Origin of the sequence: Rhizobium sophoriradicis, from assembly GCF_025200795.1 — a bacterium.
In the GTDB taxonomy this organism is placed as follows: Bacteria; Pseudomonadota; Alphaproteobacteria; order Rhizobiales; family Rhizobiaceae; genus Rhizobium; species Rhizobium sophoriradicis.
The window spans coordinates 577,412-590,400 of the sequence record NZ_CP104152.1 but is presented as its reverse complement, the minus strand read 5'-3'; the positions used below and the strand labels follow the sequence as shown (position 1 = coordinate 590,400).

The following is a 12,989-nucleotide window of genomic DNA, read 5'->3' as shown; positions in this document are numbered from 1 at the left end:
CGGTTTTGACATGCGCGATCCTTACAAAATTCTGGGCGTCAAGCGCGACGCGGCGGCGGACGAGATCAAGGCGGCCTGGCGCAACATGGCCAAGGCTGCCCATCCCGATCACAACCAGGATGATCCGACAGCGACGGCCCGGTTTGCCGAGATCGGCCGCGCCTATGAAACGCTGAGGGATCCGCGCAAACGCAGCCTGTTCGACAATGCCGTGCGCATGGCGGAAGCCAAGAAGCAGGAACAGACGATCATGCAGCAGCGCCAGGCCGCACGCGAGGCCGCGGCCCGCGCCAGGGCGGCGCAGGCCAATGCCGAGCGGGTGATGGAAGAGCTTGCCCGGGCTGCCCAGAAGACCGCGGCCGAAGGCTCCAGGCAGCAGGCGGCCGCCGGCGAAGGCGCCGAGGAGATGGTGGAACGCATTTTCGGCGCTCAGGCCCGCGCTGCGGCGGGCGGCCAGGCGCAGGGTCGCGCGCAGCATGCCCAGAATCAGCAAACCCAGTATCAGCAGACTCACAATCAGCAGACGCAGGGCCAGACACAGGCCGAAGCGGGCAAGCGCGCCGAGGGCGACGCCGCCGAAGCCGATGAGGAAACCGGCGAGGCGGCCAATAATGCCGGCGCCAACCTGCCGCTGCCGCTCAGCATTCTGACATCGCTGGTGCGCCGTTTCACCGGCGCCAAGGATACCGGCCTCGAAAAAGCGCCCGACGAGGTGACGACGGCGACGGTGACGATCGACGACGTGCTGAAGAGCGGCTGGATCACCGCATCGCTGCCCGAGGGCCGCGAGATCGGCTTCGCATTGCCCGCGGGCACGACGGATGGTCACGAGATCCGGCTCAAGGGACAGGGCTTCAAGCTGCCGGGCATGCAGCGCGGCGACGCCGTCGTCAATATCCGCATCGCCCCCGATCCGCGCTTCACCGTCGACGGTTTCGACCTGCACGCCGTGCTGCCGCTCAGCATCGAAAATGCCGTGCTCGGCACCGAAGCGCGCATCGACGGGCCGGCCGGGCCGCTTGATATCACCGTTCCCGCCTGGTCGGGCTCGGACAAGACGATCCGGATTCCTGCTCAGGGATTGCCGCGGGAAGACGGCAGCAGAGGCGATCTCGTCGTCGAATTGCGCATTATCCTGTGGGAAAAACCAGACGACAAGATCACCGACCTCATGCGCAGCATGCGCGAAGGTCTGTTTCTATGAAATTTTTATGACTTTCGCACCCTTTGTTACGATCCCTAACAGTTGATGATCCAGGCCAAGCTTGAACCGATTAACGGCCTATGCCATAGGCAGGATCGATCAGAATCCTAGGGAGCGAAATATGGCTCAAGCATCCGGCCTCATGGCAGGCAAACGCGGCGTCATCATGGGTGTCGCCAACAATCGTTCGATTGCGTGGGGTATTGCCAAGGCCATTCATGCGCAGGGCGGAGAAGTTGCGCTCACCTATCAGGGCGATGCGCTGAAGAAGCGTGTCGAGCCGCTCGCCGCCGAAATCGAAGCGACGCTGGTCGGCCACTGCGACGTCGCCGACGAAGCCACCATCGACGCGGTCTTCGAGAATGTCGAAAAGCTCTGGGGCAAGATCGATTTCCTCGTGCATGCGATCGGCTTTTCCGACAAGGACGAGCTGACCGGCCGCTACATCGACACATCGCCCGACAATTTCAACAAGACGATGCAGATCTCCGTCTATTCCTTCACCTCGGTCGCACGCCGCGCCGAGAAGCTGATGACGGAAGGCGGCTCGATGCTGACGCTGACCTATTACGGCGCCGAGAAGGTGATGCCGAACTATAACGTCATGGGTGTCGCCAAGGCCGCGCTCGAAGCCAGCGTCAAATATCTCGCCGTCGACCTCGGGCCGCAGAACATCCGCGTCAACGCCGTTTCGGCCGGACCAATCAAGACACTTGCCGCCTCCGGCATCGGCGATTTCCGCTACATTCTGAAGTGGAACGAATATAACGCCCCGTTGCGGCGCACCGTCACCATCGAAGAAGTCGGCGATGTCGGCCTCTATCTGCTGTCCGACCTGTCGCGCTCGGTCACCGGTGAAGTGCACCATGCCGACAGCGGCTATCATGTCATCGGCATGAAGGCGGTCGACGCGCCGGACATTTCGGTCGTCAAGGACTAAATGCCGCCGGAGTCTTGACCGTGCTTATCTATGTGATCAGACACGGTCAGACGGACTGGAATGCCGAGCGCCGCCTGCAGGGCCAGAAGGACATTCCGATGAACGCCATCGGCCTGGAACAGGCCCGGCGGAACGGCATTGCTTTGGCGGAGATTCTCGGCGATACGGTCGGCGAATTCGATTTCGTCGCCAGCCCGCTTGGGCGGACGCGCGCGACCATGGAGATCATGCGCACCGCCATGGGCCTGCCGCCGCTTGCCTATCGCACCGATCCGCGGCTGGTGGAGATTTCCTTCGGCGATTGGGAGGGTTCGACGCTCAAGGAGCTGAAGGCGACGCAGGCGGAGCGGGTGGCCGAACGCAATGCCTCGAAATGGGATTTCATCCCGCCCGGCGACGATGCGGAAAGCTATGAGATTCTCTCCTGGCGCACCGGCGCATGGCTGCGCTCCGTCGATCGCCCGACCGTCTGCGTCACCCATGGCGGCGTCATCCGCACGCTTTTCCAGATGATCGCCGACCTGCCGAAGAGCAGTGCGGCCGAAGGCGGCATTCCGCAGGACCAGATCGTCAGGATCGACACGAACGAGCGGACGATCGTCTGGCTGTAGGTCGTCACCAGCCACCTTTCGCTCAGTAGGTCGGATTGCGTTACGAGCAAGTTGTTAGAGCGTATCTGGATTTAGTTGAATCGGAAGGGATTCCGTTTTTGGCTGTTTTGTGATTCAAGATGCTGGCTGGAGTGGAGGCCAGCATCGGATGACTCGACCTCTTTCAAATGATCTTCGCAAGCGTGTTGTTGATGCAATCGAAGCCGGCGAGAGCTGCCGGTCGGTGGCGGTGCGGTTCGGTATTGCCGTGTCTTCAGCGGTGAAGTGGTCTCAGCGCTACCGTTCGAGCGGATCTGTCGCGCCTGGGAAGATGGGCGGCCACCGCAAGCGGGTTCTTGAGCCGTACCGAGCGTTTATCGCCGAGCGGATCAACCAGACGCCGCATGTGTCACTGAACAGGTTGAAGGAAGAACTGGCCGCGCGAGGGGTGAAGGTATCCCACGACACCGTATGGCAGTTTCTGCGGCGCGAGGGACTACGGTTCAAAAAAAACACTGTTCGCCCTTGAGCAGGCGCGCGCTGACGTCGCGCGACGGCGACAGCGCTGGCGATCCTGGCAGGCTGGCCTTGATCCAAGCCGGCTGGTCTTCATCGATGAAACCTGGATCAAGACCAACATGGCGCCGCTTCGAGGCTGGGGGCCGAAGGGCAAACGGCTGCGCAGCTTCGCCCCGCACGGACATTGGCGCACCCTGACTTTCCTCGGCGCGTTGCGCTGCGATCGGCTCACCGCGCCTTGTGTCTTCGATGGACCGATCAACGGTGAGTGCTTTCGTGCTTATGTCGAACAGCAACTCGTACCGGTGCTCAAACCCGGCGATATCGTCGTGATGGATAATCTCGGCTCCCACAAGTCGGTCGCCATCCGTCAGATGATCCGCAACGCTGGTGCTCGGCTCTGGTACCTGCCGCCATACTCCCCCGACCTTAACCCGATCGAACAGGCTTTCGCCAAAATCAAGCACTGGATGCGCCTGGCTCAGAAGCGAACCATCGATGACACCTGGCGCCACATCGGACACCTCGTCACAACCATCGAGCCCAGCGAATGCAGCAACTACTTCGCCAATGCCGGATATGCTTCCGTGAAAACCTGAAACGCTCTAGCCCAAGAGATCGCCGATATGTGCCCCTCATCCGGCTGCCGCCACCTTCTCCCCGCGCGCGGGGCGAAGGGACATGCCGCACTCTCTCGCTCCCCTCGACCTCTCGGGCAAGTCCCCTCGCCCCGTTTACGGGGAGAGGGTTAGGGTGATGGGCCGCGATCGGCGCGAACCTCGCCGGATCATTCGCCAGAAACCTCTTACTTGACGATGTCGAGATCGTTGATGACGCGCTTGCCGTCGACTTCGGTATAGAAGACGATCACTTTGACGCCGGCTTCGAGGCCGTCGAAGTTGAATTCCTCAGGCGCCTGATAGGTCTTGCCGTCGTCGAGCGTCAGCACGAGATTGGCCGTGTCGACCTTCTTGATCGTCGCCTCGACGTCGGCGCTCTCGGCAAAGCCGCTCATCGGCGACAGGAAACTTGCTGTGGCCAAAAGCGTGGCGACGACGAAACGCATGGCAACAATCCTTTTGAAACGCTGCACGAGAAGACTGGCCACAGATAAGCTCCTGAATATGGCGAAAATTGCCCGTAAGAATGGCTTTTCCCGCCTCATTGATGAATAGGATTTTAAATATAATCAAGACGCCGCGTTTATCATGGCGGCCGGCGTCGTGGCGGCCATCCCTGTTGCAGCACGGAACAGGATTTCGGCAGCGGCCGAATTGACGCAAAGAAAGGCTTTTGCCTCAGCAGCTTTTTGGCCTATGAGTGTCGCGCCTTTTCAAGCAATGGCGCGGCCGGCGGCGACCGGCCTGGCGCCGCCGTGGGAACACATGTCGCACAATACATTCGGTCACCTTTTCCGCGTAACCACCTGGGGTGAAAGTCATGGTCCGGCGCTCGGCTGCGTCGTCGACGGCTGCCCTCCGGGGCTGCGCTTCAAGCTCGCCGATCTCCAGGTCTGGCTCGACAAGCGCAAGCCGGGCCAATCCCGCTTCGTCACGCAGCGGCGCGAGGACGACCTGGTGAAGGTGCTGTCAGGCGTGATGCTGGATGCCGACGGCGAGACGATGACGACGACAGGCACGCCGATCTCGATGCTGATCGAAAACACCGACCAGCGTTCGAAGGATTATGGCGAGATCGCCCGGCAATACCGCCCCGGCCATGCCGACTATACCTATGACCTCAAATACGGCATCCGCGATTATCGCGGCGGCGGCCGCTCCTCGGCGCGCGAAACCGCCGCGCGCGTGGCGGCCGGCGGCATCGCCCGCCTCGTCGTGCCCGGTGTGACCGTGCGGGGCGCGCTGGTGCAGATCGGCAAGCACAAGATCGACCGGCGCAACTGGGACTGGGACCAGGTCGGCCAGAACCCGTTCTTTTCCCCCGATGCGGCGATCGTGCCGGTCTGGGAGGAGTATCTCGAAGGCATCCGCAAGGCCGGCTCCTCGATCGGCGCCGTCATCGAAGTGATCGCCGAGGGCGTGCCCGCCGGCCTCGGCGCGCCGATCTATGCCAAGCTCGACCAGGACATCGCCTCGCTGCTGATGTCGATCAACGCCGTCAAAGGCGTGGAGATCGGCAATGGCTTTGCCGCCGCCGAAACATCGGGCGAAGACAATGCCGACGAGATGCGCATGGGCAATGACGGCACGCCGATCTTTCTTTCCAACAATGCCGGCGGTATTCTCGGAGGGATCTCGACCGGGCAGCCTGTTGTCGCGCGTTTCGCCGTCAAGCCGACCTCCTCGATCCTGACCGAACGCCAGTCGATCGACGCCGACGGCAAGAATGTGGATGTCCGCACCAAGGGCCGGCACGACCCCTGCGTCGGCATTCGCGCCGTGCCGATCGGCGAGGCGATGGTCGCCTGCGCCATCGCCGATCATTATCTTCGCGACCGCGGCCAGACCGGCCGTCTGAAATAGGAGCGTCCATGTCTTACGATCAGAAACGCGTCGTCGACGCCATCAGGGCCTTCGAGGCCGGCGAAATCGTCGTCGTCATGGACGACGATGACCGCGAGAACGAGGGCGACCTGATCGTCGCCGCCGTGCACACCACGCCGGAAAAGATGGCCTTCATCGTGCGCCACACCTCCGGCATCGTCTGCGCGCCGATGCCGAAGGAAGAGGCCAAACGCCTCAACCTCAACGCCATGGTGGCGGAAAACGATTCGGCCCACACGACCGCCTTCACCGTCTCGGTCGATTTCAAGCATGGCACGACGACCGGCATTTCCGCCGACGACCGGACGCTGACGGTGCGCAACCTCGCCAATCCGAATGTCGGGGCCGCCGATTTCGTCCGTCCCGGCCATATCTTCCCGCTGGTTTCGCGCGAGGGCGGCGTGCTGATGCGCTCCGGCCATACGGAGGCGGCTGTCGACCTCTGCCGGCTCGCCGGCCTGCCGCCGATCGGCGTCATCTCCGAACTCGTCAACGATGACGGCACCGTCACGCGCGGGCCGCAGGTGGTCGATTTCGCCGAAAAGCACGGCCTGAAGCTCCTCTCCGTCGCCGACCTCATCGCCTATCGCCAGCGCAAGGAAACGTTGGTCGAGCATGGCGCGAGCTTCGACATCGACACGGCCTTCGGCAAGGCCAGTGCCCATACCTATGCCCTGCCCTGGGACCCGATGCAGCATCTCGCCGTCGTCTTCGGCGACATCCGCGACGGCATCGATATCCCGGTGCGCCTGCATCCGGAAAATGTGGCGGAAGACCTGTTCGGCAGGAAGAGCCCGGTCGATTTCTACATGGAGAAGATCGCAGCGGAGGGGCGCGGCGTGATCGTTTATCTCCGCGAGGGCTCCGTCGGCGTCGGCCACTACGACAACGGCCGCAAGGCCCGCAACCAGGGCCGCGAAGCCCATGCCGAAGCGCAGAGCCGCGAAAGCGAATGGCTTGAAATCGGCCTCGGCGCCCAGATCCTCAAGGACCTCGGCGTCAGCTCGATCAAGCTGCTGACCAGCCGCGAGCGTCACTATGTCGGCCTCGAAGGTTTCGGGATCAAGATCAGCAAGACGGAGATTTGCTGAGGGGAGGCCTCGCGACTCCCTCATCAAGATCAGTTTAGGCCGTGAGCGGCTGTCCGTTTTCGCTAGCGGATGGCGTTGAAAAACGTCTGCGGTGAATGGGTTTTCTCCTGCCTACCCCACTCTCCGTCATGCTCGGCCTTGAGCCGAGCATCCACGCCGCATCCACCGGCAGTCGTGGCATGGATCCCAGGCTCAAGGCCTGGGATGACGGAGAGTGTGGTTGGCGTTGTTGCCAAACTCTCCGTCGGCGTACAGAGACATACCGCTGCTGGCGTTACATTCCGCCGGCACTTATTACGGCCGCGCTTGCGAGGGCGCTGTAACGGGCAGCGGCTAATTCACTTACCCTCTCCACCCATCCAACCACACCACCTTCTCCACGCCGGCAAACCGCGCCACCCGCTCCAACTCCGCTTCCAGCTTCTCGAGCCACCCCGCCGAAGCCTTCACGCCAGGTTCCAGCCAGAGCCGCCTGACATCGAGCGTCGATTTCTTCCGGTCCGCCTTCATGTCGATGCGGCCGATCAGTCGGTCGCCTTCGAGCAGCGGGAAAACGTAATAGCCATATTCGCGCTTCGGCTCGGGCACGAAAACCTCGATGCGGTAGAAGAAGCCGAACAGGCGTTCGGTGCGGTTGCGGTCGCGGATCATCGGGTCGAAGGGGCTGAGCACGCGGATGCGCGGCGGGGCCGCGGGGTAGCTGTCGAGCGTCGAGAGGAAATCGGCAAAAGCCCAGGAGGCGCGCGGTTTGCCGCCGAGCGCCGGTTCGATCAGCACTTCGATGAGTTCGTCTCGATGGGCTGACACCCAGGCCTTGGCTTCATCGGGCGAGACAAGGTTCCAGAAGGCCGATATTTCGCCATGGGTGGCAAAGCCGAGGCGGGTGAGCGCGCTGCGGCAGGCCCAGTCGACGAAGTCTTCGCGGCCGACCTCCTGCTCGCGGAATTCCGCCGGAATGACCCGCTCCGTGAGATCATAGATCTTCTGGAAGTTCGAGCGGCCGGCGATGGCGAGCTTGCCGGTGTGCCAGAAATATTCGAGCGCCGTCTTGTTCGGATGCCAGTTCCACCAGCCGCCGGAGACATGGCCGTCGGCCTTGACGTCGCGCGCCAGCATCGCCCCATCGCGACGCACACGCTCATAGGTCTCCTCGAAGGCCGCCTCGAAACCCTCGCCGCGCCATTTGCGCCAGCGCTCGATCAAGACCTTTTCCTGGTGGCGGAACTTGTGCTTCCAATAGACGAAGAAGGCGCTCGGCAGGATCGAGGCGTCGTGCGTCCAGTGCTCGAATAGCGCACGTTCCTTTTCGAGCAGCGCCGTCAGGTGCTCGCGCCTGTAGGTCTGGTTGCGGGAAAACAGGATCTGGTGATGCGCCCGCTCCACCGTCTGGATGCTGTCCACCTGGACGAAACCCAGCTCATGGATGAGCTGCAGCAGGCCCTGCTTGGTCAAGGCGCGGTTCGGCGGGGCGCTGAGGCCCTGCTTGGCGAGGAAGACCCGGCGGGCGTCGGCATTGGAGAGCAGATTCGTCATGGATGCATCATACCGCGGAAAATCTTCCTAGCCACCCGATATCGAGATTTGCTCTTCATCACCCTGGATTACCCGTATAGAAGCGCTGCTGTCAGGTTGGCGCGAATGGCTGCCCCTCACCCTAACCCTCTCCCCGCTCGCGGGGAGAGGGGACGTGCCAAACGCAGCGTCGAGATAGAGGGAGACGGTGCGGCATATCCCTTCTCCCCGCGAGCGGGGGTCCGAAAGGACGGGTCGAGACGCGTGGCTCGACCCAGGCAGGGTGCCGGCAGGCGGATGAGGGGCTGGTGCGGCAGCACGATCGCATGGATGCGAGGAACTGAGTTGGACATACAATTCGAAGGCGCCGGGGTCAGTTTCGGAACGCGGGTAGCGCTGGAACCACTAACGCTTGGCGTCAGCGGCAAACGCATCGGCGTCATCGGGCTCAACGGGTCGGGCAAGACCACCTTCGCGCGGCTGATCAACGGGCTGACCAAGCCGACGGTCGGGCGCGTCATCGTCAACGGCCGCGACACGGCTGACGAAAAGGCGGCGTCCGCCGATGTCGGCTTCATCTTCCAATCGCCGCAGAACCAGATCATCCTGCCGATCGTCCGCGACGACATCGCCTTCGGGCTGAAGCGGCGCGGCTTCACCAAGGCGGAGATCGAGGCCAAGGTCGAGGGTGTGCTCGCTCGCTTCGGCGCCGAGGCACTCGCCGATCGCCGGGCGCATGAGCTTTCCGGCGGCGAGTTGCAGGTGGCCGCGCTGTGCTCGGTGCTGGCGACGGGGCCTGGCATTCTCATCCTCGACGAACCCACAAATCAGCTCGACCTCAAAAACCGGGCGCTGGTCGAGAACATCATCGCCGGCCTGCCGGAAAGCGCCATTGTCATCACCCATGATCTCGAACTGATCGCCGGGTTCGAGCGGGTGCTCTTGTTTCACGAAGGGCGGCTTGCCGCCGATGCGCCGGCGACCGAGGCGATCGCCCGCTACAGGGAGATCGCCGCCTGATGCAGTCGCTCTATGTCGAAGGCAACAGCGTGATGCACCGGCTTTCACCGCGGCTGAAACTCTTGTCGCTGACGACCTTCGGCATCGTGCTGTTTATCACCGACAACCTCGTTCTGCTTTCGATCGCCGCGCTGATAACGGCGGTCGTCTACCGCATGGTCGGCCTGCCGCTCGGCGAGGCGCTCAGGCGGCTGCGGCCGGTCTTCCTGACGATCGCCGTCGTGGCGCTGTTCAACCTGATCTTCAATCCGTGGCAGCAGGCTCTCGTGCCGCTGTTGCGGCTGACGGCGCTGATGCTGCTGGCCGCCACCGTGACGGCGACGACTTCGATCACGGAGTTCATCGACGAGGTGACGGCGCTTGCCCGCCCGCTCGAGCGCACCGGCCTCGTGCAGGCGGACGACATCGGCCTGGCGCTTGGGCTGGTGCTGCGCTTCGTGCCGGAGATTGTCGAGCGTTATCAAGCGATCCGCGAGGCGCACAGGGCACGCGGGCTGAAGGTCCGGCCGACGAGCCTGCTGGCGCCGCTGATCATTCTGACGCTCCGAGATGCAGATAATATCGCCGCGGCGATTGACGCGCGCGGCATTCGGCGGCATGGAAGTTAACCAATTTTAACCACGGAATTCATGATGAGCACCCGCGATCTCGTTCTTACCGCCCTCTTTGCCGCGATCATCGTGGCGCTTGGCCTGCTGCCGCCGATCTCGCTCGGCTTCATTCCCGTGCCGATCACCGCCCAATCGCTCGGCGTCATGATGGCCGGTGTCGTGCTCGGCGCCCGGCGCGGCGCGATTGCCGTGCTGATCGTGCTGCTCCTCGTCGCCATCGGCCTGCCGGTGCTTTCCGGCGGCCGCGGCGGGCTTGCCATCTTCGCCTCGCCTACGGCCGGCTTCCTCGTCGGCTGGATCTTCGGCGCCTTCGTCACCGGTTATCTCAGCGAGCGCCTGGTCAATCACGGCCAATCCGGCCTGGTGCAGACGGTGAGCTTCTTCCTCGCCGCCATGGCCGGCGGCATCGTCGTGCTCTATGCCTTCGGCGTCGCCTATCTCGCGACCGTCGCCGGCCTCGGCTTCACCAAGGCCTTCGTCGGGTCGATGGCCTTCATTCCGGGCGACGTGGTCAAGGCTTTCGTCGCCGCCCTGCTCGGCCGCGCCGTCATGGTCGGCTATCCCCTGCTGCCGGCGCGCGCGTAAGGCGCCTCGATCGCAAATACATGCAGTGGCCGTCTTCACCCGAAGGCGGCCATTTGCGTTTGCGGCAAGCCAAGACCGCTTGCTGCGGCGCAGGCTCTGCGTCTCGATGCTGATGGATTGCGGGAGAAAGCCTTGCTGCGAGCAAGGTAGGGCCTGGAACACAGGCAACAAAAAACCGCCTTGAGGCGGTCGGGCATTCTATCGATTTCAGTTTGATCTAGTCTCCTCCACCTCCGTCGCCGCCGCCGTCACAGCCGCCGTCGTCCGAGGCTTGGAACCAGCCTCCCCCGCCATCGCCGGAGCTTTTCGACCTGCGCTTGCCACTCGCAACGAGCAGGGCGCAAATCAGGGCGAAATAGGCCATGAGGAAGACATTCGTGAAAAATGTGACCAATCAGTATCCTCTCGTTTGCTTCAGGAAATCCTGTTTCCTGATAAAAATAGTAGATTATTTTTCGATTTTCGCAATCGCTCCAATATGAAAGTTTTGTGACATGCTGGAATACCTTCTCCTTGTCACCTTGGGGCCCTCGCTCTGCGCTGCCGAAGTTACAGCGCAGAGTATTCTGTCTGGGACTGTGGCCGTCACGCCGTCGTACCCCGGGGAAAGAGCACGGTTTGCGGGGCGGCTTTGACCCCATTCACGATCAACGGGTCCCGATAGAGGCAAGGCGACGGTATTCCCAGTCTGGAATGCAGCGCTGCGGCCGAGTGCGGCAGGAACGGCAGGAGACAGCGGGCGACGATCGCTAGGCCGTAGACCTGTTCGGCTAGGCAGGCGCCAAGACGAGCAGAGGCCGCCTTCCGGTCTTCCGCAGGAGGATCGCCAGCCAGGACTTTTGCATCCGCCCATGGCGCCTGTTTTGTAAACCGCCGGTTCGCCTCGCCGACAAACTCGAAAATATCAGCGAGGCAGACATGAAGCTCGTAGGCATCGAAAGCCTGAGCCACCTTTTCCGGAAGGCGGATGGCCTGCTGAACGAAGTCGCTGTCCGGCACGGGTGGCACGATCCCGTCGAACGATGCCGAGAGAAGGGTAAGGACGCGATTGGCGAGATTTCCGAGCTGTCCTGCGAGCTCTCCTGACCATGCGGCTTCGAGACGCTCGGCCGAAAAGTCGCCATCGTCTCCAGAGCGTATATGACGGAGCAGGTAATATCGAAGCGCGTCCGGCGTTCCGTAGGCCTGGATGATGCGTTCGGGATTGATGCCGTTGCCGGCCGACTTGCCGATCTTCCTGCCGTCCACCGTGACATAGCCATGCACCAGGATCGACGACGGCGGCGGCAGGCCGGCCGATAGCAGGATGGCCGGCCAGTAGATGGCGTGGAACTTGGAAATGCCCTTGCCGACGACGTGGACGCGTTGGCCGCCCTTCCAATAGCGCTGCAACAGGGCTTGATCGGACCCGTGGCCAAGGCCTGTAAGGTAGTTCGCCAAAGCGTCGAACCAGACGTAGACGACCTCATCTTCATCGGGAACCGGAACGCCCCAGCCTCGCGCTCGTTCGGCGCTGCGCGACACGCTGATGTCGGTCAGGCCACGCCGCAGCAGGGCGAGGACTTCGTTGCGCCGATGGGCCGGGACGATCAGAAGCTCGCCGCTCTGGACGAGCTCGATAAGCCGGTCGCCATATCGGGAGAGACGGAAGAACCAGTTCTCCTCACGGATGATCTCAAGGGCAATGCCGTGCTCCGGGCAGCGTCCGTCATCAAGTTCCGACAGCTCGTAGAACTGCTCGCAACCGACGCAATAGAGGCCTTCATAGGCCTTGCGGTAGAGGTCGCCATTTCCGGCGCATGCCCTCCACAAGGCGTGCACGCAGGCGGCATGCCTCGGATCGCGGGAGGTCCGGACGAATTCCTCGTTGGAGATATCGAGCTGGCGGCCCAGGCGCTCGAACCGATCTGCATTCGCATTGACGAAGTCTTTCACCTGTTGTCCCGCGGCTTCCGCCGACCTGACATTCTTCAGGCTGTTGTCGTCGGTTCCGCATTGGAACCTGACGTCGTGGCCGAGAAGCCTGAAATGACGGGCGTAGGCATCGGCCTGGACGAGCTCCAGGGCAAAGCCCACATGCGGCGCAGCATTGACGTAGGGGATCGAGGTGGTGATGTAGATCTCGTTCATCGGCGTTTCCTTTCAAAGGCTTTGTTGCCGGCGAGACGGATCGACCCATGAAAAGACCGCCTCGAGGGCGGTCGCTGGTGCATTATGGACGCACGAAACCCGCCACGCTATGAGCGCGGCATCATCATCACGAAAGTGGTGATCACGGTGTTGTCCATGCACTTTTCCTATCACCAAGGGCCGTTTCGAACAAGCACCGTGATCCGCGTTTAGGCCGATTGCTCCTCCCGTGCATTGCGCGCAACAACAGCAGCGGTTCGGAATTTTGAGCCAGGCGACCCCG

At 62.6% G+C, this 12,989-nt stretch carries 12 protein-coding genes; 9 read left to right on the top strand and 3 right to left on the bottom strand.

Annotated elements, in window-relative coordinates; genetic code table 11:
• The first annotated feature begins 10 nt into the window (after window positions 1-10).
• The 4 genes from N2597_RS02785 to N2597_RS02770 all read left to right on the top strand — a co-directional run bounded on the left by N2597_RS02785 (window position 11) and on the right by N2597_RS02770 (window position 3,852).
• On the top strand, window positions 11-1,204 hold the full coding sequence (locus N2597_RS02785; protein WP_183599169.1) for a DnaJ C-terminal domain-containing protein: 1,194 nt from the start codon (window positions 11-13) through the stop codon (window positions 1,202-1,204).
• 121 nt (window positions 1,205-1,325) lie between these two features.
• On the top strand, window positions 1,326-2,144 hold the full coding sequence (gene fabI / locus N2597_RS02780) for an enoyl-ACP reductase FabI (RefSeq protein WP_038687296.1): 819 nt from the start codon (window positions 1,326-1,328) through the stop codon (window positions 2,142-2,144).
• A gap of 20 nt (window positions 2,145-2,164) precedes the next feature.
• On the top strand, window positions 2,165-2,755 hold the full coding sequence (locus N2597_RS02775; protein WP_096762690.1) for a histidine phosphatase family protein: 591 nt from the start codon (window positions 2,165-2,167) through the stop codon (window positions 2,753-2,755).
• A 148-nt stretch (window positions 2,756-2,903) separates the two neighbouring features.
• Window positions 2,904-3,852, top strand: a protein-coding gene (locus N2597_RS02770; RefSeq protein ID WP_097622115.1) for an IS630 family transposase whose coding sequence is annotated in 2 segments (ribosomal slippage) — window positions 2,904-3,239 and window positions 3,241-3,852 — 948 coding nt in all. Because the reading frame shifts where the segments join, the coding sequence is not laid out codon by codon here.
• Window positions 3,853-4,058: 206 nt separating this feature from the next.
• On the opposite strand, the gene N2597_RS02765 is transcribed toward N2597_RS02770, so the two are convergent.
• Entirely contained in the window at window positions 4,059-4,319 is a 261-nt protein-coding gene (locus N2597_RS02765) for a DUF1344 domain-containing protein (RefSeq protein ID WP_003569889.1), read from the bottom strand.
• A 319-nt stretch (window positions 4,320-4,638) separates the two neighbouring features.
• Between N2597_RS02765 and aroC the strand changes: the two genes are divergently transcribed.
• Window positions 4,639-5,736: a chorismate synthase gene (gene aroC, locus N2597_RS02760; RefSeq protein ID WP_183597322.1), complete on the top strand. Its 1,098-nt coding sequence runs from the start codon at window positions 4,639-4,641 to the stop codon at window positions 5,734-5,736.
• Between the two features lie 8 nt (window positions 5,737-5,744).
• Entirely contained in the window at window positions 5,745-6,848 is a 1,104-nt protein-coding gene (gene ribB, locus N2597_RS02755) for a 3,4-dihydroxy-2-butanone-4-phosphate synthase (protein ID WP_183597324.1), read from the top strand.
• Between the two features lie 342 nt (window positions 6,849-7,190).
• Here ribB and N2597_RS02750 read toward each other — a convergent pair whose 3' ends face one another.
• Entirely contained in the window at window positions 7,191-8,381 is a 1,191-nt protein-coding gene (locus tag N2597_RS02750) for a winged helix-turn-helix domain-containing protein (protein WP_183597326.1), read from the bottom strand.
• A 324-nt stretch (window positions 8,382-8,705) separates the two neighbouring features.
• On the opposite strand from N2597_RS02750, the gene N2597_RS02745 reads away from it, so the two are divergent.
• From N2597_RS02745 to N2597_RS02735, 3 genes are read left to right on the top strand one after another with little or no spacing between them, the layout of a single operon-like run.
• The gene (locus N2597_RS02745) at window positions 8,706-9,380 is read left to right on the top strand and encodes an energy-coupling factor ABC transporter ATP-binding protein (protein WP_183597328.1); all 675 of its coding nucleotides are present in this window, start codon (window positions 8,706-8,708) and stop codon (window positions 9,378-9,380) included.
• Window positions 9,380-9,988 (top strand): energy-coupling factor transporter transmembrane component T family protein, encoded by a 609-nt coding sequence (locus tag N2597_RS02740; protein WP_106797181.1) that lies wholly within the window; start codon window positions 9,380-9,382, stop codon window positions 9,986-9,988. Before N2597_RS02745 ends, N2597_RS02740 begins: the two co-directional genes overlap by 1 nt.
• Window positions 9,989-10,012: 24 nt before the next feature.
• Entirely contained in the window at window positions 10,013-10,576 is a 564-nt protein-coding gene (locus N2597_RS02735) for a biotin transporter BioY (protein WP_183597330.1), read from the top strand.
• Between the two features lie 585 nt (window positions 10,577-11,161).
• On the opposite strand, the gene metG is transcribed toward N2597_RS02735, so the two are convergent.
• On the bottom strand, window positions 11,162-12,706 hold the full coding sequence (gene metG, locus N2597_RS02730) for a methionine--tRNA ligase (protein WP_183597332.1): 1,545 nt from the start codon (window positions 12,704-12,706) through the stop codon (window positions 11,162-11,164).
• Window positions 12,707-12,989 lie beyond the last annotated feature (283 nt).

What these genes read in the sequence shown, in the direction of transcription:
- N2597_RS02785 (WP_183599169.1), top strand. Translation starts at nt 11, where the DNA reads ATGCGCGATCCTTACAAAATTCTGGGCGTCAAGCGCGACGCGGCGGCG.
- fabI (WP_038687296.1), top strand. Translation starts at nt 1,326, where the DNA reads ATGGCTCAAGCATCCGGCCTCATGGCAGGCAAACGCGGCGTCATCATG.
- N2597_RS02765 (WP_003569889.1), bottom strand. Translation starts at nt 4,319, where the DNA reads ATGCGTTTCGTCGTCGCCACGCTTTTGGCCACAGCAAGTTTCCTGTCG.
- aroC (WP_183597322.1), top strand. Translation starts at nt 4,639, where the DNA reads ATGTCGCACAATACATTCGGTCACCTTTTCCGCGTAACCACCTGGGGT.
- ribB (WP_183597324.1), top strand. Translation starts at nt 5,745, where the DNA reads ATGTCTTACGATCAGAAACGCGTCGTCGACGCCATCAGGGCCTTCGAG.
- N2597_RS02750 (WP_183597326.1), bottom strand. Translation starts at nt 8,381, where the DNA reads ATGACGAATCTGCTCTCCAATGCCGACGCCCGCCGGGTCTTCCTCGCC.
- N2597_RS02740 (WP_106797181.1), top strand. Translation starts at nt 9,380, where the DNA reads ATGCAGTCGCTCTATGTCGAAGGCAACAGCGTGATGCACCGGCTTTCA.
- N2597_RS02735 (WP_183597330.1), top strand. Translation starts at nt 10,013, where the DNA reads ATGAGCACCCGCGATCTCGTTCTTACCGCCCTCTTTGCCGCGATCATC.
- metG (WP_183597332.1), bottom strand. Translation starts at nt 12,706, where the DNA reads ATGAACGAGATCTACATCACCACCTCGATCCCCTACGTCAATGCTGCG.